The following is a 24,381-nucleotide window of genomic DNA, read 5'->3' on the forward strand; positions in this document are numbered from 1 at the left end:
AACCGCCATGAAACGTCTCAAAATCTTGCGGCGGTGGTTTGCGCGGAAGTTGGGGTTTGCGCGGCTGATGTGCCTTGCGCTGCTGGTCGTGTTTGCCGGCGCTCGCCTCTGGGATCCGCCGCCGATCCAGGAACTGCGGCTGCGCACCTTCGACATGTTTCAGTTGATCGATCCGCGCCACAAGGCGGCGCGGCCGGTCACGATCGTCGACATCGACGACAAGAGCCTCGCCAAGCTCGGCCAATGGCCGTGGCCGCGGACGCGGATCGCCGACATGATCCAGAACCTTACCAGCAACGGCGCGGTCGCAATCGGCTTCGACGTCGTGTTCTCGGAGGCCGACCGGCTCAATCCGGATCTGGTCGCGAGCCACATGCGCTACCTCGACGATGCCACCCGCGCCAAGTTGCGCGAGCTGCCGAGCAACGACCAGATCCTTGCCGAAGCGATCAAGCGCTCGCGCGTGGTGCTGGGCGAGACGGGGCTTCCAGCAGTCTTGTCCGAACTCGACAAGTCACTTCCATTCACCGGCGTAGCGACGCTCGGGGAGGACGGGTCTGAACGCTTCATGTTCGACTTCCCGGGCTTGTTGCGCAACGTGCCTGTGATCGAGAAGGTCGCGGCCGGACGCGGCCTGTTCTCGATCAGACCCGAGCGCGATGGCCTGATCCGCCGCGTGCCGATGATCCTGCGGGCGCAGGACAACATCATGCCCTCGCTGAGCCTGGAGATGCTGCGCGTCGCCACCGGCACGCCGACGCTGCTCATCAGGACCGACAAGAGCGGTATCCGCACGATCCGCCTCAAGGGCCTGGAGATCCCGACCGACAAGAACGGCCAGCTGTGGATGCATTACGCCCGCCCGGACCCCTCGATCTACGTCTCTGCGGCCGATGTGCTCGACAATAGCGTGTCGCCCGGCAAGATCGCCGGCAAGCTGGTCCTGATCGGCACCTCCGCGGGCGGGTTGAACGACCTCAAGACCACGCCGGTGTCCTCGACCATGCCCGGCGTCGAGATCCACGCCCAGGTGCTGGAGAGTGTGCTGAGCGGCGCGGTGATCTCCCAGCCCGGCTATGCGCTCGTTGTCGAGCTGCTCGCCGCGCTCGTCATCGGCTTGCTCGTCATCATCTTCACGCCGAACCTCGGACCGGTCCGCCTCGTACTTGCCGGCGCGACCTTCGCCGCGATCCTGATCGGAGTGTCCTGGTTCTACTATGCCCAGCGCCGCTATCTCATCGACTTCACCTATCCGCTGCTCTCGACCACCGCGATCTATCTGACGCTGATCTTCGCGAGCTTCGTGCGCGAGCAGCGGCAGCGCGTGCAGATCCGCGGCATGTTCGCGCAATACATGTCGCCGGTGCTGGTCGAGCAACTCGCGCAGTCACCGGAAAAGCTCGTCCTCGGCGGCGAGGAGCGCGAAATGACGATCATGTTCTCCGACGTGCGCGGCTTCACCACCATATCGGAAACCTACAAGCACGACCCGCAGGGCCTGATCGCGCTGATGAACCGCTTCCTGACCCCTCTGACCGACGTGATCATCGATCAGAAGGGCTATATCGACAAATATATGGGCGACGCCATCATGGCGTTCTGGAACGCGCCGCTCGACGATGCCGAGCACGAGGTCAACGCCTGTGAGGCCGCGATCCAGATGCTGGAGCGGATCGACGCGGTGAACAAGGACCGCGAACAGGAAGCCACGGATGGCGGCCACGTCTACATCCCGCTCAATGTCGGTATCGGCCTCAACACCGGCATCGGCGTCGTCGGCAACATGGGCTCCGACCTGAAGAAGAACTATTCGGTGCTCGGCGACAGCGTGAACCTGGCCTCGCGCCTGGAAGGCCAGTCGAAGGAGTACGGCTTTCCCATCATCGTCGGCTCGAGGACCGCGCTCGCCGCCAAGGACAAGTTCGCGATCCTCGAGCTCGACTTCATCATGGTCAAGGGCAAGACCGAGCCCGAAGTGATCTACGCCATCGCCGGCCGCGAGGACGTGATGCATTCCGGCGCCTTCCAGCGCCTGCGCAACGTCACCATCGAAATGCTGGCCTGCTATCGCGGCCGCGACTGGCAGGGCGCGCTGGACGCCATCGAACGCGGGCGCAGGAGCGAGGATGCCGACACGCTGGAAAAGCTGTTCAAGCTCTATGAAGTGCGTATCAAGGAATTCCAGGTGAATCCGCCGGCGGAGGGGTGGACCGGGGCCTATGCACTGCTGACGAAGTAGGGGGCAGATGTGCGGTTTTGAAGCTAACCACACACTCGCTGTCGTCCCGGCGAACGCCAGAACCCATTACCCCAGGGAGAAGTTGTTACGGCGAGCGGCCAACCACCAATCTTCGGCAAACGAAATTCGGTGGTTATGGGTCCTGGCTTTCGCCAGGACGACGGCAGAGGGTTGAGCTGTCGCCTCACTCCGTCCCGATCGTCGTGAGGTCCTGGAACCAGTGCTGCGCCTGCACGAACTGCTTGACCTTGGGCGACAGCGCGTGCGGGTTGGTGTCGTGCACCACCCATACCAGGGTGGCGTCGTCGACGATCAGCGCGTGCGCCTGCGCCAGCAGCTCGTCCTGCTTGGTGCTGTCGAAAGTCTGCTTGGCCTCGTCGATCAGCGCGTCGACCTTCGGGTTCTTGTAGCCGCCCCAGTTGACGCCCACCGGCGCGATCTGGCTCGAATGGAAGAAGCGGACGATGGCGTAGAGCGGGTCGGAGGTGACGTAGGCGATGTTGTTGGCGGTGATGCCGGCGTTCATCTCGTCGGCCGCGCCCTTGCGCCAGTGCGTATAGAGTGTCTCGAGCTCGACGACCTTGAAATCGATGTCGATCCCGATCTCCTTGAAGCTCTGCTGCAAAAATTCGTTCATCGGCAGCGACAGCATCTGGCCGGTGCCGCCCTGTGCGATGATGAAGGTCGCCTTCAGCGGCTTCGCCTTGGAGTAGCCGGCTTCCTCGACCAGCTTCTTCGCCGCGGCGACATCGTATTTCAGCTCGAAGCTCGGCTTGCCGAACCACGGGCTCGACGGATCGACCTGTCCCTTGGCGGGTTTCGCAAGGCCATTCATCAGGCCCACCACGGCCTCACGATCGATCGCGAGGTTCAGCGCCTTGCGCAGGCGGATGTCGGTCCAGGGCGAACCCGGCAGCACGCTCAGATGATAATTCCAGACGTGCGGCGTGACGTTGTCGACGAGCTTCATGCCGGCGGCCTTGAGCTGCGGCACGGCATCCGGCGCCGGCGTTTCGATCAGATCGACTTGCCCGGCCAGCAGCGCATTGGTGCGCGTCAGCGCTTCCGGCATCGGCACCAGCACGAGCTTGTCGACCTTGGGAATGCGCTTCTTGTTCCAGTAATCCGGATTCTTCGTGAGCTCGGCGAGCTCGCGCGGCACCAGTTTTGTCAATTTGAACGGGCCGGTCCCCGAAGGCTGGCTCGCGAACTTGTCCCAGTCCTTGCCGAGCTTCTCGTATTGCGTCGGGCTCGACACCAGGAACCACAGCATCTGATAGGGAAAGAAGGAATCGACCGTCTTGGTGGTGATCTCCACCGTGGAGTCGTCGATCTTGGCGTAGCTCGCGACCGAGGGCAGGCGGGTCTTGACCTGGGCGCTCTGGCGCTTGTCGAATTGTGGCGCCTTGTCGTTGAGCACCTTGTCCAGATTCCAGATCACGGCGTCGGCGGTGAACTCGCTGCCGTCGTGAAACTTCACGCCCTTACGCAAGGTGAAGCGCCATTTGGTCTTGTCGGTATCGTCGACCTTCCATTCGGTGGCGAGCCCCGGCACCAGTTTGCCGGGTCGATCGGCGACGTCCATCTCCCAGGCCACGAGCGGATCGTAGATGGTGTAGGCCGTGAACTGATAGGCGCCGGCGCCGCGATCGGGCTGGCCGGTGGTCAGCGGGATGTCCGCCATCGAAATGCCGTAGTGCAGCACCGTTTCGGCGCCCGCCGGAATCGCGGACAACGCCAGTGCAAGCACGGCGAAACAGGTCGATAGTCGGATACGCATGGCCAAAGCTCCAAGGAAGACTTCAAGGGAGAATTGGAGCCAAACCTGCAATCTTGATGCCAGAATAGGCAGCGAGGTGCTTTCGCCGACGTGTCATCACAAGGACTTGTCGTCGCAGAGGCAATTTGCAGAATAAGTTTCCCCATTGGCATAGGCATTGCATACGATTGCATCAAAATTAGTCATCGAAGCCGGAAAAGGATTGAGGCAATGCTTATCAATAAGAACAAGACCCGCGCGGCGCTGATCGCGTTGCTGGCGCTCAGTAGCGCGGCTGCGTGGCCGCGCGTCGCAAGTGCGGAAACCGTGCTGCGCATCGCCATGACTGCCGCCGATATTCCGCGCACGCTGGGCCAGCCCGATCAGGGCTTTGAAGGCAACCGCTTCACCGGCCTCACCATGTACGACGCGCTCACCGGCTGGGATCTGTCCTCGGCCGACAAGGCGAGCGTGGTGATCCCCGGCCTTGCCACCGAGTGGAAGGTCGACGATGCCGACAAGACCAAATGGACTTTCAAGCTACGCCCCGGCGTCACCTTTCATGACGGCTCGCCGTTCAACGCGGACGCCGTGGTGTGGAATGTCGAGAAGGTGCTGAAGCAGGACGCGCCGCAATTCGACGCCAGCCAGGTCGGCGTCACGGCCTCGCGTATGCCCACGCTGGCGTCCGCGAAGAAGATCGACGACATGACGGTCGAGCTCACCACCAAGGAGCCCGACAGCTTCCTGCCGATCAACCTCACCAATCTCTTCATGGCGAGCCCGGCGAAGTGGCAGCATTTCTACGAGAAGGCGGAAGGCGCTGACGCCAAGGCCAAGTCGCAGGCCGCCTGGACCGCGTTTGCCAAGGACGCCGCGGGCACCGGCCCGTGGAAGATGGCCGCGTTCACCCCGCGCGAGCGGCTGGAGCTGGTCAAGAATGCGAGCTACTGGAACAAGGACCGCGTGCCCAAGGTCGACAAGATGGTGCTGTTGCCGATGCCGGAGGCGAACGCGCGCACCGCGGCGCTGCTCTCCGGGCAGGTCGATTGGGTCGAGGCACCGGCGCCGGACGCTTTGCCCGAGCTCAAGCAGCGCGGCTTCAAGCTCTACGCCAACGAGCAGCCGCACGTCTGGCCGTGGCAGTTCTCGCGCGTCGAGGGCTCGCCCTGGAACGACATCCGCGTGCGTAAGGCAGCAAACCTCTGCGTCGATCGCGAAGGACTCAAGGACGGCCTGCTCGCGGGGCTGATGGTGCCCGCGACCGGCACCTTTGAGCCCGGCCATCCCTGGCGCGGCAAGCCGACCTTCGAGATCAAGTATGACAAGGCGGCTGCGCAGAAGCTGATGCAGGAGGCCGGTTTCGGCCCGAACAAGAAGCTGACGGTGAAGACCCAGACCTCTGCCTCCGGCTCGGGCCAGATGCAGCCGCTGCCGATGAACGAATATCTCCAGCAGGCGCTGGCCGAATGCTATTTCGACGTGCAACTCGACGTCATCGAGTGGAATACGCTGTTCACCAATTGGCGCCGCGGCGCCAAGGATCCCAGCGCCAACGGCTCGAACGCGACCAACGTCACCTACGCGGCGATGGATCCGTTCTTCGCGCTGGTGCGCTTCCTGCAATCGGGCATGGCTCCGCCGGTATCGAACAATTGGGGTTTCATCAACAATCCCAAGTTCGACGAGCTGGTGAAGAAGGCGCGGCAAACCTTCGATCCCGCCGCGCGTGACGCGGCGCTCGCCGAACTGCACGCGGCCTCCGTCGATGACGCAGCCTTCCTCTACGTCGCCCACGACGTTGGCCCCCGTGCCATCAGCCCGAAGGTGACAGGCATCGTGCAGCCAAAGAGCTGGTTCATCGACTTCTCGCTGGTGTCGATGCAGTAATTCTCTCAGCTTGCTCAGTGCACCCTCTCCCCTTGTGGGAGAGGGTGGCTTCGCAAAGCGAAGCCGGGTGAGGGGTCTCTCTCCGCGAGTGACCATCTCTCATTAGGAATAGCTGTACTCGCGGAAACAACCCCTCATCCGGCGCTTCGCGCCACCTTCTCCCGCAAGGGGAGAAGGAAGAAAGAACTGCAGTGCTCGCCTATATCGCCAGACGCATCGTCTACGTCGTCCCGATCGTCATCAGCGTCGCGCTGGTGTGTTTTCTGCTCGTGCACATCACGCCGGGCGATCCGCTGGTGGCCGTGCTGCCGGCTGACGCCTCGCAGGAGCTCGCCGCGCAGCTCCGCACCGCCTATGGTTTCGACCGCCCGCTGCCGGTGCAGTTCGGGCTTTGGCTGCTCCGCGCACTTCATGGCGATCTCGGCAATTCCATCGCCACGGGCCGCCCGGTGCTGGCCGAGGTCATGCGCGCGGTCAGCAACACGGTCACGCTGGCGATTGCGGCGGCGATCATCGGCTTCACCATGGGCATCCTGCTCGGCCTGATCGCCGGCTATTTCCGCGAGACCTGGATCGACAAGCTGGCGACATCCTTTGCCATCGCCGGCGTTTCGGTGCCGCATTACTGGCTTGGCATGGTGCTCGTCATCATCTTCTCGGTTCAGCTGAACTGGCTGCCCGCCGTCGGCGCCGGACCCGGCGGCTCGGCCGCCTGGGCCTGGGACTGGGCGCATTTGCAATATCTCGTGCTGCCGGCGATCACGACCTCCGTGATCCCGATGGGCATCGTCACCCGCACGGTGCGCGCGCTGACCGGCGACATCCTCAGCCAGGACTTCGTCGAGGCGCTGCGTGCCAAAGGCCTGCATGAGCGCGGGGTGTTCCGCCACGTCATCAAGAACGCCGCGCCCACCGCGCTCGCCGTGATGGGACTTCAGCTCGGTTACATGCTCGGCGGCTCGATTCTGATCGAGACCGTGTTTTCCTGGCCGGGCTCCGGCTTCCTGCTCAACTCGGCGATCTTCCAGCGCGACCTACCGCTGCTCCAGGGCACGATCCTGATCCTGGCGCTGTTCTTCGTCTTCCTCAATCTGCTGGTCGACATCGCGCAAGCCGCGATCGACCCGCGCATCAAGCGGGGCTAGCGATGACCGAGCTTCCGCTCTCCGTCACCTCCGACGCCGCGCTTCAGTCTGCGCCCGCGACCAAGGCGCGCGGCTATTGGGCGACCGTCGGCCGTCGGATCCGGCGCGACAAGGTCAGCATGGTCTGCGCGCTGGTGCTGCTGCTGATCTTCCTGTCGGCGATCGTTGCGCCATGGCTCGGTCTGGAAGATCCGTACAAGGGCTCGATGATCCGGCGCCTTCGGCACATCGGCACAACAGGCTACCCGCTCGGCACCGACGAGCTCGGTCGCGACATGCTGGCGCGGCTGATCTATGGCGGGCGGCTGTCGCTTCTCATCGGCATTTTGCCGGTGATCCTCGCCTTCTGTATCGGCACCTCGCTCGGCCTCGTCGCCGGCTATGTCGGCGGCAAGCTCAACACCGCGATCATGCGCACGGTCGACGTGTTTTACGCGTTTCCGTCTGTGCTGCTGGCGATCGCGATCTCCGGCGCGCTGGGCGCGGGCATCCTCAATTCCATCGTGTCGTTGACCGTCGTGTTCGTCCCGCAAATCACCCGTGTCGCCGAAAGCGTCACCACCGGCGTGCGCAACATGGACTTCGTCGACGCCGCGCGCGCCTCCGGTGCCGGTCCCTTCACCATCATGCGCGTGCACATTCTCGGCAACGTGCTCGGTTCGATCTTCGTCTATGCCACCAGCCTGATCTCGGTTTCGATGATCCTCGCGGCAGGCCTGTCCTTCCTTGGACTCGGCACTAAGCCGCCGGAGCCGGAATGGGGCCTGATGCTGAACACCTTGCGGACCGCGATCTACGTCAACCCCTGGGTCGCTGCGCTCCCCGGTGCAATGATCTTCGCGGTCTCGATCTGCTTCAACCTGCTCTCGGACGGCCTGCGTAGCGCCATGGACATCAGGAACTAGCCATGAGCGAAACCAACCTCTCTGTCGCAATGCTGGAGCCGATCGAAGACCTCGGCGGCGTCGCCCAGCCGCTGCTCCAGGTGAACGGCCTGACCAAGCATTTCCCGGTGCGCGGCGGATTGTTCGCCGCAAAGCGCACCGTGCGTGCCGTCGACAATGTCTCCTTCTCCGTCGCCAAGGGCGAGACCGTCGGGATCGTCGGCGAATCCGGTTGCGGAAAGTCGACCACCGCGCGGCTGCTCATGCACCTGATGCCGCGCGATACCGGCGACATCATTTATGACGGCATGAGCGTCGGCCAGTCGCTCTCCTTGCGCGAGCTGCGCCGCGGCATGCAGATGGTGTTCCAGGATTCCTACGCCTCGCTCAATCCGCGCCTGACCATCGAAGAGTCGATCGCCTTCGGCCCGAAGGTGCACGGTATGGCCGACGGCGCCGCGCGCGCGCTGGCGCGCGAGCTGCTCGGCAAGGTGGGCCTGGTTCCCGCCAACTTCGCCAACCGCTACCCCCACGAGGTCTCCGGCGGCCAGCGCCAGCGCGTCAACATCGCACGCGCGCTGGCGCTCTCGCCGCGGCTGGTGATCCTCGACGAAGCGGTCTCCGCGCTCGACAAATCCGTCGAGGCGCAGGTGCTCAATTTGCTTGCCGATCTCAAGAGCGAGTTCGGCCTGACCTATCTCTTCATCAGTCACGACCTCAACGTCGTGCGCTACATCAGCGATCGCGTGCTGGTGATGTATCTCGGCGAAGTGGTCGAACTCGGCCCGGTCGACCAGGTCTGGGACCAGCCGGCGCATCCCTATACGCGCGCACTCCTTGCCGCGATGCCGTCCTCGGATCCGGACCGTCGCACCGAGACGCCGCCGATCACGGGCGATCCGCCCAATCCGATCGATCCGCCCTCGGGCTGCCGCTTCCACACCCGTTGCCCGTTTGCGGAGCCGCTCTGCGCAAATGCGACACCAAAACTCACCGCGCTCGATAGAATGGGCCACGAGGCCGCGTGCTACATGGCGATCCCGGGTTCAGGCCATAGCCGCGCGCCGAAGGAGGAAACCGTATGACGAGACCGACGACAAAAGAGATCAAGGCGACGGCACAGGTCGCCGGTGTTCCCGTTGACGACGAGATCGCGACGCGCATCTCCAACTCCATCGGACCGGCCTTCGAGGGCTTTGCGGCCATTGCCGGCACGTTGCCGTTCGATCTCGAGCCCGCGCTCTATCCGATCGCGCAGGCTGCCAAGGTCTCGAAATGAGCATCGAGCCCGCATTGATGACGCTCACCGAGGTCGCGCGCGCGATCGCGATGAAGCAGGTGTCCTCGCATGAGGTGACGCGGGCGCTGCTGCATCGCATCGCGCAATGGCAGCCGCACCTCAACGCCTTCATGTCGATCGAGGCAGAGGCGGCGCTGAAGGCCGCCGATGCCACCGACGCCGAACTGGCCAAGGGGGAAGTCCGCGGGCCGTTGCATGGCGTGCCGCTCGCGCACAAGGATATGTATTACGACGCAGGCCACGTCGCGACCTGCGGCTCGCTGATCCGCCGCGATTTCGTTCCGACAGTGACCTCCACCGCCTTGCAGCGGCTGAAGGACGCCGGCCAGGTTCGGCTCGGCACGTTGCATCTCGCCGAATTTGCCTATGGCCCGACCGGCCATAACGCCCATTACGGCCCTGTTCGGAATCCCTGGAACGTGGCGCACATCACCGGCGGCTCGTCTTCGGGTTCGGGCTCGGCGGTCGCGGCGCGACTGACCTATGCCGCGCTCGGCTCCGACACCGGCGGCTCGATCCGCATGCCCGCGCATTTCTGCGGGGTCACTGGACTGAAGACCACCGTTGGCCGGGTCAGCCGCGCCGGTGCGATGCCGCTGTCGCAGTCGCTCGACACGGTCGGCCCGCTCGCCCGCACGGCCGAGGATTGCGCGCTGCTGCTGGCCCTGATGGCCGGTCCCGATCCCGAGGATTCGACCGCGAGCCGTGAGCCGCTGTCTGACTATGTCGGCGCGACCAGGGGCTCGCTGAAGGGCCTCAAGGTCGGCGTCCCCTCGTCCTTCTATGTCGATGATCTCGACGGCGAGGTGGCGCGCGTGCTGGACGAGACCATTGCAGTGCTCAAGCGCGAAGGCGCCGACATCGTCACGGTCGAGCTGCCCGATCAGCGGCAATTGTCCGCGGCAAGCCAGCTCGTGCTTGCGGCCGAAGCCGCCGCCTTCCACAAGCGCTGGATGATCGAGCGGCCGCAGGATTACGGCCCGCAGGTGTTGATGCGGCTCCAGAACGGCCTTGCGGTCCCCGCCATCACCTACCTCGAGGCGATGCGCTGGCGCGGGCCGGCACTGGCCGCGCACAACGCTGCGACATCAGGTGTCGACGCGATCATCGCGCCGGCGTCTCCGGTGCCGGCGCCGACGATCGAGGAGAGCGACGTCGGCGGCGGGCCGAACGCGCCGGCGCTGTTGCAGCGGCTGACGCTGTTCACCCGTCCGGTGAATTACCTTGGCCTGCCGTCGCTCACGGTGCCCTCGGGCTTCACCAAAAATGGTCTTCCGATCGGCATGCAGCTGATCGGCCGCTCGTTCGATGAAGCGACGCTGCTCACCATCGGCGCCGCATTCCAGCGCGCCACCGATTATCACGACAGGCTGCCGAAACTTCCGTCATGACAAAGCTCGTCGAGATCTCAGGCCTGAACATCCGCTTCACCGGCGAGCGCACGGTCTATGCCGTGAACGATCTCAGCCTCTCGCTCGGCGACGGCGAGGTGCTGGGCCTGCTCGGAGAGTCCGGCTCGGGCAAGAGCGTGACCTTGCGTGCACTGATGCGGCTGTTGCCGAAGAAGCGCACGCAGATCACGGGCAAGGTCAACGTCATGGGCCGCGACGTGCTTGCGATGAACGAGGAGCAGCTGTCGTCGTTCCGCGGCCAGACCGTGTCGATGATCTTTCAGGAGCCGGCGCTCGCGCTCGATCCGGTCTACACCATCGGCGCGCAGATCGCCGAAAGCGTGGTGCGCCATGAAGGCAAGTCTTATGCGGAGGGCCGCGCGAGAGCTCTGGAGATGCTCGACGTCGTGCGCATCCCCTCGGCCAAGCGGCGGCTGGATGCCTATCCGCATGAAATGTCCGGCGGCATGCGTCAGCGTGCGATGATCGCGCTGGCGCTCGCCTGCCGGCCGAAGATCCTGCTCGCGGACGAGCCGACCACGGCGCTCGATGCCACCGTGCAAATCCAGATCCTGCTGCTGCTGCGCGAGCTGCAGCGCGAGTTCGGCATGTCCGTCATCTTCGTCACCCACGACATCGGCGTCGCCATCGAGATCTGCGACCGGGTCGCTGTGATGTATGCCGGCCAGATCGTGGAGCAGGGCACGCTTCGCGACATCGTCCGCTCACCGGTGCATCCCTACGCCAAGGGCCTGCTCGCCTCGACCGTCCACGGGGCCAAGCGGGGACAGCGGCTCGAGACCATCCCCGGCACCCCGCCGTCGCTTGGCGAGAGGCCGCACAACTGCTCCTTTGCGCCCCGCTGCGCCGTGGCCCAGCCGCGCTGTCTGGAGCAGCTGCCTGGGAGTGTGGAGGTCGGGCCGGGCCGGGCGGCACGGTGCGTGCTGGCGGAGCCGGTCACCGCGTTGTCTTGATATTTTGCGCCCCAAGCGGGAGCGGGAACAGCATTCAGACCTCGTTCATCCCGGTTCCGCTTCCATGGAACCGTTCACGGAGAGGGACCTCACTTATGTACATTTCCAATGAAGGCCTGCTTGTCATCCTGTTCGTCGGCCTCGTGGCTGGCTGGTTGGCCGGCAAAGTGGTGCGCGGAACCGGGTTCGGCATCATCGGCGACATCGTGATCGGCATCGCCGGCGCGCTGGTGGCAAGCTTCCTGTTTCCGAAGCTCGGCATTCACATCGGCACCGGACTGATATCGGAGATCGTCTATTCCGCGATCGGCGCGGTCATCCTGCTGCTAGTGGTGCGGCTGGTCCGCGGCGGCGGCCGATTCTAATGGCGCCCGAGTTCAATTGATCGAACTTTTGACCTCTCCCCGCCTGGGGAGAGGTGACATGTCTGCAAGAAAAAGCCGCAAGATCGTGAGATTCCGGACTTGCGTGCAAGGTCGGTCGAGGGTGATGTGGGCTATAGGGGTCCCGGGTGTTCGACTGCGTTGGGCGATGAGCGCAAACGCGATGTTAATCCGGGTCAATTACTCCTGAATTTGCCTTTGAAATCAGGGGCTTTGGCCCCTACCCGAAAGAGATCAGACTGATGGCAGCCGTTCCCGGCGTCCGCCGCTCAGAGCTCGGTGATGCGCTGCGCGCCTGTCGCACGGCGTTTGTCGGCGTCGGCTTGATGAGCTGCATGATCAACCTGCTCTATCTGACCGGGTCGATCTTCATGCTGGAGGTCTACGACCGGGTGCTGCCGAGCCGCAGCATTCCGACCCTGGTCGGCCTGATCGTCCTCGCCAGTTTCCTCTACATGGCGCAGGGCGTGCTGGACATGATCCGCAACCGGATTTTGGGTCGGGTCGGCACCGCGCTGGACGAAGCCTTGAACAAGCGGGTGTTCGACACCATCGTCCGCCTGCCGCTGCTGGTCGGCAGCCGCAACGAGGGGCTTCAGCCGCTGCGCGATCTCGACAATGTCCGCTCCTTTCTTGGCAGCATGGGCCCGAGCGCGTTCTTCGACCTGCCCTGGCTGCCGCTCTATCTCGCCATCTGCTTCGCCTTCCACGTCATGATCGGCGTCACCGCGCTGGTCGGCGCCGTCATCCTGGTCGGGTTGACGCTGGTCACCGAGTTCATGTCCCGCCAGCCGGCGAAAGACGCGATGGGGCTTGCCGCCCAGCGCAACGATCTCGCCCAGGCCAGCCGCCGCAATGCCGAAGTCATGGTGTCGATGGGCATGGCCGGCCGGATGAACGCGCGCTGGAGCGAGGCCAACGAAAAATATCTCGACGGCAACCAGCGTGCGAGCGATGTCGCCGGCGGTCTCGGCGCGGTCGCAAAAGTGCTGCGCATGATGCTGCAATCGGCCGTGCTCGCGGTCGGCGCCTATCTCGTCATCCACCAGGAAGCGACCGCCGGCATCATCATCGCCGGCTCGATCCTGTCGGCCCGTGCGCTCGCGCCGGTCGATCTTGCCATCGCGCACTGGAAATCCTTTGTCGCGGCACGCCAGAGCTGGCACCGCTTGACCCGCCTTCTGGAGCAGATGCCGGCGCAGACGATGCCGACCCAGTTGCAGGCGCCCACCAGCCGCCTCTCGGTCGAAGGCATCGCCATGGTGCCGCCGGGCGACCAGCGCCTCATCGTGCAGGACGTCACCTTTGCGCTCGAAGCCGGCAACGGCCTCGGCGTGATCGGACCGAGCGGCTCCGGCAAGTCGTCGCTGATCCGCGCGCTGGTCGGCGTCTGGCAACCGGTTCGCGGCAAGGTGCGGCTCGACGGCGCGGCGCTCGACCAATGGGCGTCCGACATGCTCGGCCGCCATATCGGCTACCTGCCGCAGGACGTCGAATTGTTCGGCGGCACCATCGCGCAGAACATCAGCCGGTTCGATCCCGAGGCCACCTCCGACGGCATCATCGCCGCCGCCAAGGAGGCCGGCGTGCACGAGATGATCATCAAGATGCGCGAGGGCTACAACACCCAGGTCGGCGAGCAGGGCACGGCGCTCTCCGCGGGCCAGGCGCAGCGCGTGGCGCTGGCGCGCGCTCTCTATGGCAACCCGTTCCTGATCGTGCTCGACGAGCCCAATTCCAATCTCGATACCGAAGGCGACGAAGCGCTGACCCGCGCCATCCGTGCGGCACGCGAGCGCGGCGCCATCGTCGTCGTGGTGGCGCACCGTCCGATCGGCGTGGAAGCGGTCGACCAGATCCTGGTGCTGCGCGACGGCCGCATGCAGGCCTTCGGGCCGAAGGAGCAGGTGCTCGCCCAGGTACTCCAGCCGCGCGTGACACCGCCGGCGCCGATCAAGATCGTCAGCGAAGGCGGAGCCAAGGCATGAGCACGATGGCGCTCGGCGGCGCGAAGCCCGCCGCGAAGAGGACCGTACGGCAGTCGATCCGGTTCCACCTGATGCTCGGGCTTGGGATCGTGCTGGTCCTCCTGGTCGGCCTCGGCGGCTGGGCTTCGACGGTGCAGATTTCCGGCGCGCTGATCGCGCCGGGTCAGATCGTGGTCGAATCCAACGTCAAGAAGGTCCAGCATCCGACCGGCGGCGTCGTCGGCGAGCTGCGCGCGCGCGATGGCGACGTGGTCAAGGCCGGCGACATCGTGGTGCGGCTCGACGACACCGTCACCAAGGCCAACCTCGCCATCGTCACCAAGAATCTCGATGCGGCGCAGGCGCGTGCGGCGCGGCTCCAGGCCGAGCAGCGCGGGATCGACAGGATCGACTACCCGCAAGCGCTGCTCGATCGCAGCAACGATCCCGACGTCAAGGCGCTGCTCTCCGCCGAAACCAAGCTGTTCGACGTCCGCGTCAACGGACGCGCCGGCCAGAAGGCGCAGCTGCGCGAGCGCATCCAGCAGCTCAACGAGGAGATCGAGGGCCTCTCCGCGCAGGAGCGGGCCAAGGACAGGGAAATCTCACTGGTGCAGCAGGAGCTCGTGGGTGTCCGCGATCTCTATGACAAGCATCTGGTGCAGATCTCCCGCCTGACCACGCTCGAACGCGATAGCGCCCGTCTCAACGGCGAGCGTGCGCAATACATCGCCTCGCGCGCGCAGGCCAAGGGCAAGATCACTGAGACCGAGCTGCAGATCATCCAGGTCGACAAGGACATGGTCAGCGAGGTCTCCAAGGATCTGCGCGAGACCAACGACAAGATCGGCGAAATGATCGAGCGCAAGGTCGCCGCCGAGGACCAGCTTCGCCGCGTCGACATCCGCGCGCCGCAGGACGGCATGGTGCTGCAATCGACGGTGCATACCGTTGGTGGCGTCATCACCGCCGGCGACGCCCTCATGCTGATCGTGCCGCAGGCCGACGATCTCCAGGTCGAAGCCAAGGTCAATCCGGTCGATATCGATAAGCTCCAGATCGGCCAGAAGACGCTGCTGCGCCTGTCCGCCTTCAACCAGCGCACCACGCCGGAGCTCAACGGCGTCGTCAGCCGCGTCTCGCCCGACGTCACCACCGACCAGCGCACCGGCCAGAGCTACTACACCATCCGCGTTTCGCTGTCCGCAGAAGAGGTCGCCAAGCTCGGTGACTCCAGGCTGATCCCCGGCATGCCGGCGGAAGCCTTCGTCCAGACCGGCGACCGCACCATGCTGTCCTATCTGATGAAGCCGCTGCACGACCAGTTCATGCGGGCGTTCCGCGAGAAGTGACGCGGGGAAGCGTCGCCTCCTTTCGTCATCGGTAGCGTAGCGAAGCAATCCAGGTTGCCTCCGCGGCGAGATTTCTGGATTGCTTCGCTACGCTCGCAATGACGGGGGGCTTCTTTCTTGCTTTAGTTTTCTTGCTATAGTTCGATTCAGCCCCAGCAACCCGGCATCGAACAATGCAATCCGTCCAATCCCCACCCTCCGTCGCCACCGAATCCTTTTCCGACGCCGGCCTCGCCGTCGCCCGCCTCGAAGAGATCTACGAGCGCAACACGAAGTTCCTGCGTGATCGGTTCGAAGCTTACGTCAACGGCGAGGCAATCACGACGCGGGTGCGGGCCTTCTATCCCTTCGTCCGTGTCACCACCGCGACGCATGCGCGGCTGGATTCGCGTCTCGCCTACGGCTTCGTCGCCCGGCCCGGTGTGCACGAGACCAGCGTCACGCGTCCGGATCTGTTCCGGACTTATCTGACCGAGCAGATCGGGCTGTTGATCCAGAACCACGGCGTCCCGGTCGAAATCGGCGAGTCCAGCGAACCGATCCCCGTTCACTTCGCCTATCGCCGCGACATCAACATCGAAGCCGCCATCACCACCAGCGAGAACTCGCCCGTGACGCGATCGCTGCGCGATGCCTTCGACGTACCTGATCTGGCCACCATGGACGATGCCATCGCCGACGGCACTTTCGAGCTCCAGCCCGGCGCGCCCGAGCCGCTGTCCTTGTTTCGGGCGGCCCGCGTCGACTACTCGCTGCGCCGGCTCTACCACTACACGGGCACAGATCCAGAGCATTTCCAGAACTTCGTGATCTTCACCAACTACCAGTTCTACGTCGACGCCTTCGCGCAGCTCTGCCAGCAGCGGCTTCAGGCTGGCGAGGCCGGCCTCGATGCCTTCGTCGCTCCCGGCAACGTGATCACGCGCAGCGGCGGCGCGTCGACGGGCGTTGCGCCCGCGCGCGCGCCGCAGATGCCGGCCTTCCATTTGGTCACCCCCGGTTATCGCGGCATCACGCTGATCAACATCGGCACCGGTCCGTCCAACGCGCGTAATGTCACCGACCATGTTGCCGTGCTGCGGCCCCATGCCTGGCTGATGCTCGGCCATTGCGCGGGCCTGCGCAACACGCAGCGGCTCGGCGACTATGTGCTCGCCCACGGCTATGTGCGCGAGGACCATGTGCTTGATCGTGAGTTGCCGCTGTGGGTGCCGATCCCGGCGCTCGCGGAGATGCAGGTCGCGCTCGAGGAGGCGGTCGAGGACGTCACCGGGCTCGAGGGGTTCGAGCTCAAGCGCCTGATGCGTACCGGCACCGTCGCGAGCGTTGACAACCGCAATTGGGAGATCAGCGGTCCCGATGTCATTCGCCGCTTGTCGCAATCGCGCGCGGTTGCGCTCGACATGGAATCGGCCGCGATTGCCGCCAACGGCTACCGCTTTCGCGTCCCCTACGGCACGCTGCTGTGCGTCTCCGACAAGCCTCTGCACGGCGAGATCAAGCTCGCAGGCATGGCCAGCGAATTCTACCGCCGCCGCGTCGGCCAGCATCTCGAGATCGGCTTGAAGGCGCTGGAACGGCTTAAACAGCAGGAATCCGAGCGGTTGCATTCGCGAAAGCTCCGCAGTTTCGCTGAAGTCGCATTTCAGTAGGCCATGGATTGCCTTTGCTGCTGACAAGCAGCGGGATTTTCGGCATTTTCGGCGCGGGGTCGACCGGGACGACTTGATGCCACTCATGCGCGACAGGATCATTGGCCATGATCTCGAACGGCTCGCCTTTCGCTTCACCATGCTGAACGACGGCGAGGTCGTACACTGCCAGATCAGCGACGCCGCGATGGACGAGCTTGCGGGCATGCAGGGCACCGAAAGCAGCGCGCGGCAGGCCCAGTTCCTGTCGCTGCGCGAGACCATCGAGCGCCTCGCCTCAGACCTCTACGACGAGGCGCCGCGGGTCAGGGGTCATGTGGTGCGGATCTTTACGCGACATTTGCAGCGGTAGTGCCGCTCCGGGCTCTGCCGTCATGCTCCGGGGCAGTTCATCGGTTGGTCAAGATCTGGTCTTGCCGGGCTTACCTTCCCGCAACGTGCCCGGCGGGCTGAGGACCGCGTCTCTTGCATCAGCTGTCAAACATGATCACGCTGCGCAGCGTCTTGCCGGCCTTCATGTTGGCAAAGCCTTCGTTGATCTCGGAGAGCTTCAGCTTGGCCGAGATCCAGTCCTCCAGGTGCAGCCGGCCGCGCAGGTAGAAATCCACCAGCCGCGGCATGTCGACGCGAAAATGGTTCGAGCCCATCGATGAGCCCTGGATCCTGCGCTCGCGCAGGAAGTCGAAGCCATGCAGCTCGATCTTCTGGCCGAACGGAATCATGCCGACGATGGTGGCCGTGCCGCCGGAGGCAAGCATGCCGAAGGCCTGCTCCGCGGTCTCCTTGCGGCCGAGCACCTCGAACGAATGATGCACGCCGCCATTGGTGAGATCGCGCACCTGCTTCACGACGTCGCCGTCTGCCGGATTGATGATGTCGGTGGCGCCCAGCTTGGTCGCGAGCTCGAGCTTGGCCGGATTGGTGTCGATGGCAATGATGCGGCCGGCGCCGGCGATCTGCGCGCCGTTGATCGCAGCCATGCCGACACCGCCGCACCCGATTACGGCTACGGTCTCGCCGGCCGTCACCTTCGCCGTGTTCACGACCGCGCCGTAGCCGGTAATGACGCCGCAGCCGATCAGCGCCGCAAGATCGAGCGGCATCTCCTTGCGGATTTTGACGATCGCGTTCTCGTGCACCAGCATCTGCTCGGCGAAGGACGACAGGTTGAGAAACTGATGCAGCTTCTCCGAGCGTGCCCATTGCATTCGATTGGATGCCCCCGGCAGCAATTTCACCGTAGTGTCGGTGCAGAGCACCGTGCGGCCCGTGGTGCAATTGTCACAGGTGCCGCAGAACACCGAAAGACAGGTGACGACATGATCACCGGGCTTCACATAAGTCACGTCGGAGCCGACCTGCTCGACGACACCGGCCGACTCGTGCCCGAGCACCGCAGGCAGCGGATGCGGATACAGGCCTTCCATGAAGTGCAAATCGGAGTGGCAGAGACCAGCGACCGACGTCCGGATCAGGACCTCGCGCGGGCCGGGCTTCGGCAGGCTGACATCCTCGATGACCAGGGGTTTGTTGACTTCATGGAGGACGGCGGCCTTCATCGAGCACTCCCTATCGCTTTTTTGCTTTGAACGCGGGTGGCAGCCTACGCTGCCAGGACCAGTTCGCCAACCTCGCTCATGCTACCGGCGCGATCGCCGAGGAGAAGCGCCGCGATCTTCTGCTGCACGGGATTTTCCGTCAACCGGAACGGATCGCTCGGCGACACCCGGTGATCGATCACCAGCCGCGACAACAACAGCCTTCGCGCATCGCCACGCATGTCGTGAATACGATGTGCCTCCCAGGCGAGCGCGACGGCACTGGCGACATGATAGAGCAGGCTTGTGGCGCGGCGCGCATCGGCCTCGTTGTCGGCCGCGCTGGCGACCTCGCGCGCGAAGCCGACCGCGCGATCGGTGAGAGTGTGCAGCCGGTCGCGCCAGGCCTGCGGCACCGAGGGGCTGTCATCGAGGCGGGCGTGCAGATCGGCTGCGAGCGCGGATTCGGCGCCGTGGCGGCCGACCGCGCGCCTCAGCGCATCGATCGCGACGATGTTGCCGGTGCCTTCCCAAACCGAACCGAGATGCGCGTCCCGCAGCAGCCGAGCGGTCGCGAATTCCTCGATATAGCCGATGCCGCCGCGCATCTCGAGCGCATCGCCACAAACCTTTCGCGCGTCCCGGGTGGCGCGGAATTTCAAGGTCGGCGTCAGGATGCGCAGCAGTGCGGCTGCATCCTGGCTGCCGGCCTCGGCACGGTCGAGCGCGTCCGCGGTGAGAAAGCTCATCGACAACGCTTGCTCGACCGGCAGCATGATCTTCAGTATCTGGCGCCGGCCCAGCGGCAGGTCGATGATGCGGTTGCCGAACACCACACGGTTTTTTGCCACCGTCATCGCGTCATGGTAGGCCCGCCGCATCAGCGCGGTGGATTTGACGCCATTTGACAGCCGCGACGAGTTCACCATCTCGGCCATCTGCACGAAGCCGCGGTCGAGCTTGCCGACCGCGTAGGCGATCGCGCCTTCGAGCTTGATCTCACCCGAGGCCATCGAGCGCGTGCCGAGCTTGTCCTTCAGACGCACGATCCGGTAGTGGTTCTGCGAACCGTCGTCGAGGAAGCGCGGCATCAGGAACAGGCCGACACCGCGCGTGCCGAGGCCGGCGCCTTCGGGGCGCGCCAGCAGCATCACGATTTTTGCGTCGGCGTTCGAGCAGAACCATTTTTCCCCGGTAAGGCGCCAATGGTCGCCTTCCTGCACGGCCGTCGTGGTCAGCGTGCCGACGTCGGAGCCGCCTTCCTTTTCGGTCATGAACTGGCCGCCTTGCGTCAGCTTGCTCATATCGGTCTGGGTCAGGCCATCGAGATATTTCGCCTTCAGCGCCTCGGTGCCGAAATTCGCCAACAGCTTGGCGCAGCCGTCGGTGACGTTGATCGGGCAGCCCATGCCGAATTCGGTCTGGTTGAACAGGAAGGTGAAGGCGTGCTTGGCGACGACGGGATACTTGTCCGGCCAGCCCATGATGCCCTTGCGGATCGAGAGCGCGTGGATGCCGAACTCGCCGAACGCTGCCTTCTCCAGCTCGCGATAGGCCGGGTGGTATTCGATCCACTGCAAATCGCGGCCGAACTTGTCGCGCTGGTGCAGCACCGGCGTGTGCCGGTCGGCGAGCCGCGCGCAATCGTCGAGATGTCCGCCGGCGAGTTCACCAAGGCGATCGAGATGCGGCTCGACGTGGCGGAATAGCGTCTCCGGCAGATGGATGCGCAGGAGATCGGTGAGGGCTTGGTCGGCGCGGTAGAAATTCATGCCGGTAGTGTCGGGAGCCAGCAGTCCGGATGGTGCGGCCGCGACCTGTTTTGCCTGCGCAGGGGCCGGCTTGTGCATGATCGTCCTCTTCGTTTCCGCCTTGCGGTCATTTTGCGCTGATTTGGCGCTTGCCGCTTGAGATGATGTCGATCATGCTCCAGTCGCGAAAGCGGATAAAGCCGCAAATTGTCAGGGAGGCATGATCGCCGCGTCGGAGCAATTCGCTCTGCGGAATTGTGATCCTCCCCGGGTGGTTGTCCGCGCGGACCGTGCATAGATCAGCGGCTTCCCGTCTTCGAGAGATCACGTCATGGAACACCCGAAATACAAGATCGCCCTCATCGTCGGCGCCGGCGAAGGCCTGAGCGCCTCGCTGGCGCGGCTGTTGTCCGCCCAGGGCATCCGCGTCGCACTGGCCGCGCGAAAAATCGAGAAGCTCGGCGCACTCTGCAGCGAGACCGGCGCCAAGGCCTATGCCTGCAACGCCACCGACCCTGATGAGGTCGAACGCCTGTTCGGCCTGGTCGAACGCGAGATCGGTACGCCCGATTTGGTCGTCTACAACGCGAGCGGCCGGGCGCGCGGGCCGTTCGTCGATCTCGTTCCGGCCGACGTGGCGCACGCCATTGCGGTCAGCGCCTATGGCGGCTTCCTGGTGGCGCAGCAGGCGGCCAGGCGCATGCTGCCGAACCAGCACGGCGCGATCCTGTTCACCGGCGCTTCGGCAAGCGTCAAGGGCTATGCGCAGTCCGCGCCATTCGCGATGGGCAAGTTCGCACTGCGCGGGCTGGCGCAGAGCATGGCGCGCGAATTGTCGCCGCAAGGCATCCATGTCGCACATTTCGTGATCGATGGCGGCATCAGAAGCGCAGCGCGCACGGAAGCGCCGGAGAAGCCGGATTCGATGCTTGATCCCGATGCCATCGCGGAGAGCTACTGGAACGTGTTGCAGCAGCCGCGCAGCGCCTGGAGCTGGGAGCTGGAGCTGCGGCCCTGGGTCGAGAAGTTTTGAGGCAAGCTGCCGTAGGGTGGGCAAAGGCGCATAGCGCCGTGCCCACCATCAACCACGAAACAGCAAATGGTGGGCACGCTTCGCTTTGCCCACCCTACAAGGGCGGGAATCATGAGCACGGAAATCACCATCGATACCGGCACCAACGAACTCCTCTGCGCGATCCGCGATCGCGTCGCATTGATCACGCTGAACCGGCCGGAGGCGCGCAACTCGCTGTCGGACGCGCTGACCCCGGCGCTACGCACCATGATCCGCTCCTGCGGCGAGAACCCCGATGTCGGCGCGCTGCTGATCACCGGCGCGGGCGAAGCGTTCTGCGCGGGCGGCAACGTCAAGGGCATGGGCGCGCATCGCGACCCGAAGAAGCTGGAAATGTCCTTTGACGACAAGGTCGCCGATCTCCAGGAGCGGCAGCGCCTGCTCACCGGCGCGCTGGTGTCGGTGCGCAAGCCGACCATCGCCGCGCTGCCGGGGCCGGCGGTCGGCGCGGGGCTCGCCATCGCCATGGCCTGCGACATCCGCATTGCCGCGCAATCGGCCTTCGTGGCTACCGGCTATGCGCGCATTGCGCTCAGCGGCGATTATGGCATCGCGTGGCTGTTGACGCGCCTCGTCGGCACCGCGCGGGCACGCGAGCTGCTGTTCACCGGCGATCGGGTCGATGCTGCCAGATGCGAGGCCATCGGCCTCGTCAACCGCGTGGTGCCCGACGACAAATTGCAGGCAGAGGCCTTTGCGCTGGCAAAATCCCTCGCTGAAGGTCCGCGCCTCGCGCTGCGCTACATGAAGGACAATCTCGACGAGGCCCTGCTGTTCGACTTCGAGACCGCGCGCGACCACGAAGCCGAACGTCTGGTCCGCCTGACCGCGACCGCCGATCACAAGGAGGCGGTGCAGGCCTTCATCGAGAAGCGCAAGGCGGTGTTCACGGGGAAGTAGGGAGCCGTAGCCCGGATGGAGCGAAGCGAAATCCGGGACGCTTCAGCTGAAGCCCGAAACCCGGATTGCGCTTCGCTCCATCCGGGCTACGAAGAATAAAAAAAAGCCCGGCGCTGTTTGACCAGAGCCGGGCTCGAGTGGTGTCAGACCGAGGCTGAGGGGCTATCGGCCTGACGGGAAAGGGCAACGAGACGCCAACTCGCGCAGGGAATGTCCTTCGGTGCGACGGAAATCTCCTTGTCGAAGCGCACCAGCTTCCAGTCGTCAGGATGATTGACGAAGGCGAAGTCCGATTTGCGCGCGAGCGAGATCATGGCCGCGTTGGAGCGCAGCGTGTCGCCGAACATGTGGTCGGCGCCAAGCGCGGCCGCGCGGCATTCGAGATTCTTCATCAGCGCGGTGGCGATGCCGTGGCCCTGCCAGCGGTCGGCAACCGACAGACCGAATTCAAGCGTCGCGGTTTCGGCATGCAGTGCGTAGCGCGCTTCGGCGACGATGGTCTCGAAGCCGTCGACCATCATGGTCGCCACCACGGTAAAACGCTCGCGCTCGCCGACCTGGAGGAATTCGTGCAGCAGGCCCTGCGGCAGTTCGCTGATCGCGCCGAAGAAGCGGTTGTAACGGGACCGCGTCGAGAGCGAGCGAAAATAGTGCTGGAGCTCCTCGGTGTCGCGCGGTTCGACGAAGCGAACGCGCAGCGCCTCGCCGTATCGCGTGCGCAGCGTGTCAGAATATTGCTTCAGATCTTCCAGGCGAAGGATGCTCATGACACGCGCACTCAAGGGGACCAAAGGCAAAAGGGACCGCCGGCGCCCCACAGTCAGGCGGCGCCGGCCTGGCGGCCAATCAGGCCCGCCAGAAGGGTTTGTCGGCCTCATAGGCCACATCGCTCCAGGACAGCCCGACGTCCTGAAGGTCACGCGCGGACCAGTTGGTGAGCTCACGCCTTGTCCGGTAGCGCTCGTGCCAGACGTGAAGGGTCTCGCCGATCTGGTGGATCAGCCCGGGCGCATGATGATTTGTCATCGAATTCTGGGTCAAAGTAGACATTGTCAGCTCCTAGAGCTAAGTTGACCGCTACTATCTGCTTGCTGGTGCACTGCGACAAACGACAATTTGTACTCCTTCGCATGAAATAACGTCATGTATCCTGCTGCCAGATGACTGCCAGATTGCCCTCCCTCAACGGATTGCGGGCCTTTGAGGCCGCCGCGCGCCATCTCAGCTTCACACTGGCTGCGTCCGAGCTGAACGTGACCCAGACCGCGATCAGCCATCAGATCCGCAGGCTCGAGGAGGAGCTCGGCATCCGCCTGTTTGTCCGGCAGAACCGCGCACTGGCGCTGACGCCGGAGGCGCGCGACTATTTGCCGGGCGTCCGTGCCGCCTTCAACGACCTTCGGCTGGCCACCGACCGGCTGCTGCGCAAGGACGACGACAAGGTGCTGACGGTCTCGACGCTGGCATCGCTGGCCGCAAAATGGCTGTTGCCGCGGCTGACCGATTTCCAGGAGCACCATCCCGGCATCGACGTCCGTATCACCACCTCGACCAGCCTCGTCGACTTCCAGCGCGACAATGTCGATGCCGCGATCCGCTACGGCCGCGGCCAGTGGCCGGGTCTGCGCGCCGACTGGCTGATGGCGGACGAGCTGTTTCCGGTGTGCAGCCCGTCTCTCTTGCGCGGTGACAAGCCGTTGCGCTGTCCCGAGGACCTCAAGAGCCACATGCTGCTGCACACCTCCAACGCCAACAGCGACGACTGGCGGCTGTGGTTGACGGCGGCGGGTCTGCCGGCCGACATCGCCAGGCAGCCCGGCATCACCTTCGACATGATCTTCATGACGATCCAGGCCGCCATCGACGGCATCGGCGTGGCGATGGGGCGGACCTCCTACGTTCAGGACGACATTGCCAAGGGCCGGCTCGTCGTTCCCTTCAAGATCGCGCTGCCGGCCGATGCCGGCTTTTACCTGGTCGCGCCGGAGGGCCGCCGCGAAGCGCCGAAGCTCGCCGCATTCCGTGAGTGGATGATCGCCGCAACGCGGAATAAAGCCTGAAAAATCATCAGCTTCCGCGGCAAAATCGATTGACTCGCACCCCCCCGCGCGGGAAGGGGTAAGACAGATTGTCGCAGCAATAATCCGTCGCCTGCCGTGAAGTGAGTTCCGGTCCGGCCGC

General features: G+C 64.6%; 21 protein-coding genes. 16 read left to right on the forward strand and 5 right to left on the reverse strand.

Translation table 11 applies throughout. The features are described from left to right. Positions 1–7 precede the first annotated feature (7 nt). Positions 8–2,239 (forward strand): CHASE2 domain-containing protein, encoded by a 2,232-nt coding sequence (locus ABIB80_RS06550; protein ID WP_007599545.1) that lies wholly within the window; start codon positions 8–10, stop codon positions 2,237–2,239. A gap of 184 nt (positions 2,240–2,423) precedes the next feature. On the opposite strand, the gene ABIB80_RS06555 is transcribed toward ABIB80_RS06550, so the two are convergent. Further along, positions 2,424–4,019 (reverse strand): ABC transporter substrate-binding protein, encoded by a 1,596-nt coding sequence (locus ABIB80_RS06555; protein WP_007599546.1) that lies wholly within the window; start codon positions 4,017–4,019, stop codon positions 2,424–2,426. Positions 4,020–4,229: 210 nt separating this feature from the next. On the opposite strand from ABIB80_RS06555, the gene ABIB80_RS06560 reads away from it, so the two are divergent. From ABIB80_RS06560 to ABIB80_RS06615, 12 genes are all read left to right on the forward strand, one after another. Beyond that, on the forward strand, positions 4,230–5,888 hold the full coding sequence (locus ABIB80_RS06560; protein ID WP_007599547.1) for an ABC transporter substrate-binding protein: 1,659 nt from the start codon (positions 4,230–4,232) through the stop codon (positions 5,886–5,888). 191 nt (positions 5,889–6,079) lie between these two features. Further along, positions 6,080–7,033, forward strand: a complete 954-nt coding sequence (locus ABIB80_RS06565; protein ID WP_007599552.1) for an ABC transporter permease — start codon at positions 6,080–6,082, stop codon at positions 7,031–7,033. Between the two features lie 2 nt (positions 7,034–7,035). Continuing rightward, positions 7,036–7,938, forward strand: a complete 903-nt coding sequence (locus ABIB80_RS06570) for an ABC transporter permease (protein WP_007599554.1) — start codon at positions 7,036–7,038, stop codon at positions 7,936–7,938. A 2-nt stretch (positions 7,939–7,940) separates the two neighbouring features. Then, positions 7,941–9,002 carry an ABC transporter ATP-binding protein gene (locus tag ABIB80_RS06575; RefSeq protein ID WP_007599556.1) on the forward strand — a complete coding sequence of 354 codons (1,062 nt, stop codon included), beginning with the start codon at positions 7,941–7,943 and terminating at the stop codon, positions 9,000–9,002. Next, positions 8,999–9,196, forward strand: coding sequence for a hypothetical protein (locus ABIB80_RS06580; RefSeq protein WP_007599557.1), 198 nt, complete (start codon positions 8,999–9,001; stop codon positions 9,194–9,196). The genes ABIB80_RS06575 and ABIB80_RS06580 overlap by 4 nt, the downstream gene beginning before the upstream one ends. Beyond that, entirely contained in the window at positions 9,193–10,608 is a 1,416-nt protein-coding gene (locus ABIB80_RS06585; protein ID WP_007599558.1) for an Asp-tRNA(Asn)/Glu-tRNA(Gln) amidotransferase GatCAB subunit A, read from the forward strand. Before ABIB80_RS06580 ends, ABIB80_RS06585 begins: the two co-directional genes overlap by 4 nt. Then, positions 10,605–11,582 (forward strand): ABC transporter ATP-binding protein, encoded by a 978-nt coding sequence (locus ABIB80_RS06590; protein WP_007599559.1) that lies wholly within the window; start codon positions 10,605–10,607, stop codon positions 11,580–11,582. Before ABIB80_RS06585 ends, ABIB80_RS06590 begins: the two co-directional genes overlap by 4 nt. A 95-nt stretch (positions 11,583–11,677) precedes the next feature. After that, positions 11,678–11,947: a GlsB/YeaQ/YmgE family stress response membrane protein gene (locus tag ABIB80_RS06595; RefSeq protein WP_007599560.1), complete on the forward strand. Its 270-nt coding sequence runs from the start codon at positions 11,678–11,680 to the stop codon at positions 11,945–11,947. Between the two features lie 260 nt (positions 11,948–12,207). Next, positions 12,208–13,953, forward strand: a complete 1,746-nt coding sequence (locus tag ABIB80_RS06600) for a type I secretion system permease/ATPase (RefSeq protein WP_007599561.1) — start codon at positions 12,208–12,210, stop codon at positions 13,951–13,953. Beyond that, positions 13,950–15,284, forward strand: a complete 1,335-nt coding sequence (locus ABIB80_RS06605; protein WP_007599563.1) for an HlyD family type I secretion periplasmic adaptor subunit — start codon at positions 13,950–13,952, stop codon at positions 15,282–15,284. Before ABIB80_RS06600 ends, ABIB80_RS06605 begins: the two co-directional genes overlap by 4 nt. A 173-nt stretch (positions 15,285–15,457) precedes the next feature. Then, positions 15,458–16,936 carry an AMP nucleosidase gene (locus ABIB80_RS06610; RefSeq protein WP_219682969.1) on the forward strand — a complete coding sequence of 493 codons (1,479 nt, stop codon included), beginning with the start codon at positions 15,458–15,460 and terminating at the stop codon, positions 16,934–16,936. A gap of 85 nt (positions 16,937–17,021) precedes the next feature. Next, positions 17,022–17,288, forward strand: coding sequence for a DUF1488 family protein (locus ABIB80_RS06615; protein ID WP_354127141.1), 267 nt, complete (start codon positions 17,022–17,024; stop codon positions 17,286–17,288). A 118-nt stretch (positions 17,289–17,406) separates the two neighbouring features. Here the strand turns inward: ABIB80_RS06615 and ABIB80_RS06620 are convergent, their stop codons facing one another. Continuing rightward, complete coding sequence (locus ABIB80_RS06620; protein ID WP_007599569.1) at positions 17,407–18,495, reverse strand: Zn-dependent alcohol dehydrogenase; 1,089 nt, start codon at positions 18,493–18,495, stop codon at positions 17,407–17,409. Positions 18,496–18,539: 44 nt separating this feature from the next. Continuing rightward, positions 18,540–20,324 carry an acyl-CoA dehydrogenase family protein gene (locus ABIB80_RS06625; protein WP_007599571.1) on the reverse strand — a complete coding sequence of 595 codons (1,785 nt, stop codon included), beginning with the start codon at positions 20,322–20,324 and terminating at the stop codon, positions 18,540–18,542. 232 nt (positions 20,325–20,556) lie between these two features. Between ABIB80_RS06625 and ABIB80_RS06630 the strand changes: the two genes are divergently transcribed. After that, positions 20,557–21,258, forward strand: coding sequence for an SDR family NAD(P)-dependent oxidoreductase (locus tag ABIB80_RS06630; protein ID WP_007599572.1), 702 nt, complete (start codon positions 20,557–20,559; stop codon positions 21,256–21,258). A gap of 111 nt (positions 21,259–21,369) precedes the next feature. Continuing rightward, positions 21,370–22,200, forward strand: a complete 831-nt coding sequence (locus ABIB80_RS06635; protein ID WP_007599573.1) for an enoyl-CoA hydratase — start codon at positions 21,370–21,372, stop codon at positions 22,198–22,200. Positions 22,201–22,343: 143 nt separating this feature from the next. Here ABIB80_RS06635 and ABIB80_RS06640 read toward each other — a convergent pair whose 3' ends face one another. Both ABIB80_RS06640 and ABIB80_RS06645 read right to left on the reverse strand, forming a co-directional pair. Then, positions 22,344–22,967: a GNAT family N-acetyltransferase gene (locus tag ABIB80_RS06640; protein WP_007599574.1), complete on the reverse strand. Its 624-nt coding sequence runs from the start codon at positions 22,965–22,967 to the stop codon at positions 22,344–22,346. Between the two features lie 79 nt (positions 22,968–23,046). Then, positions 23,047–23,250, reverse strand: a complete 204-nt coding sequence (locus tag ABIB80_RS06645; RefSeq protein WP_007599575.1) for a DUF1127 domain-containing protein — start codon at positions 23,248–23,250, stop codon at positions 23,047–23,049. A 110-nt stretch (positions 23,251–23,360) separates the two neighbouring features. Between ABIB80_RS06645 and ABIB80_RS06650 the strand changes: the two genes are divergently transcribed. Next, complete coding sequence (locus ABIB80_RS06650) at positions 23,361–24,260, forward strand: transcriptional regulator GcvA (protein WP_007599576.1); 900 nt, start codon at positions 23,361–23,363, stop codon at positions 24,258–24,260. Positions 24,261–24,381 lie beyond the last annotated feature (121 nt).

It is taken from the genome of Bradyrhizobium sp. i1.15.2 (assembly GCF_040548425.1).
GTDB classification, from domain to species: domain Bacteria; phylum Pseudomonadota; class Alphaproteobacteria; order Rhizobiales; family Xanthobacteraceae; genus Bradyrhizobium; species Bradyrhizobium canariense.

Coding starts and splice junctions, on each gene's coding strand:
- ABIB80_RS06575 (WP_007599556.1), top strand. CDS start 7,941: ATGAGCGAAACCAACCTCTCTGTCGCAATGCTGGAGCCGATCGAAGAC.
- ABIB80_RS06630 (WP_007599572.1), top strand. CDS start 20,557: ATGGAACACCCGAAATACAAGATCGCCCTCATCGTCGGCGCCGGCGAA.
- ABIB80_RS06560 (WP_007599547.1), top strand. CDS start 4,230: ATGCTTATCAATAAGAACAAGACCCGCGCGGCGCTGATCGCGTTGCTG.
- ABIB80_RS06645 (WP_007599575.1), bottom strand. CDS start 23,250: ATGTCTACTTTGACCCAGAATTCGATGACAAATCATCATGCGCCCGGG.
- ABIB80_RS06550 (WP_007599545.1), top strand. CDS start 8: ATGAAACGTCTCAAAATCTTGCGGCGGTGGTTTGCGCGGAAGTTGGGG.
- ABIB80_RS06585 (WP_007599558.1), top strand. CDS start 9,193: ATGAGCATCGAGCCCGCATTGATGACGCTCACCGAGGTCGCGCGCGCG.
- ABIB80_RS06590 (WP_007599559.1), top strand. CDS start 10,605: ATGACAAAGCTCGTCGAGATCTCAGGCCTGAACATCCGCTTCACCGGC.
- ABIB80_RS06580 (WP_007599557.1), top strand. CDS start 8,999: ATGACGAGACCGACGACAAAAGAGATCAAGGCGACGGCACAGGTCGCC.
- ABIB80_RS06625 (WP_007599571.1), bottom strand. CDS start 20,324: ATGCACAAGCCGGCCCCTGCGCAGGCAAAACAGGTCGCGGCCGCACCA.
- ABIB80_RS06640 (WP_007599574.1), bottom strand. CDS start 22,967: ATGAGCATCCTTCGCCTGGAAGATCTGAAGCAATATTCTGACACGCTG.
- ABIB80_RS06610 (WP_219682969.1), top strand. CDS start 15,458: ATGCAATCCGTCCAATCCCCACCCTCCGTCGCCACCGAATCCTTTTCC.
- ABIB80_RS06635 (WP_007599573.1), top strand. CDS start 21,370: ATGAGCACGGAAATCACCATCGATACCGGCACCAACGAACTCCTCTGC.
- ABIB80_RS06555 (WP_007599546.1), bottom strand. CDS start 4,019: ATGCGTATCCGACTATCGACCTGTTTCGCCGTGCTTGCACTGGCGTTG.
- ABIB80_RS06595 (WP_007599560.1), top strand. CDS start 11,678: ATGTACATTTCCAATGAAGGCCTGCTTGTCATCCTGTTCGTCGGCCTC.
- ABIB80_RS06570 (WP_007599554.1), top strand. CDS start 7,036: ATGACCGAGCTTCCGCTCTCCGTCACCTCCGACGCCGCGCTTCAGTCT.
- ABIB80_RS06650 (WP_007599576.1), top strand. CDS start 23,361: ATGACTGCCAGATTGCCCTCCCTCAACGGATTGCGGGCCTTTGAGGCC.
- ABIB80_RS06600 (WP_007599561.1), top strand. CDS start 12,208: ATGGCAGCCGTTCCCGGCGTCCGCCGCTCAGAGCTCGGTGATGCGCTG.
- ABIB80_RS06615 (WP_354127141.1), top strand. CDS start 17,022: ATGCGCGACAGGATCATTGGCCATGATCTCGAACGGCTCGCCTTTCGC.
- ABIB80_RS06605 (WP_007599563.1), top strand. CDS start 13,950: ATGAGCACGATGGCGCTCGGCGGCGCGAAGCCCGCCGCGAAGAGGACC.
- ABIB80_RS06620 (WP_007599569.1), bottom strand. CDS start 18,495: ATGAAGGCCGCCGTCCTCCATGAAGTCAACAAACCCCTGGTCATCGAG.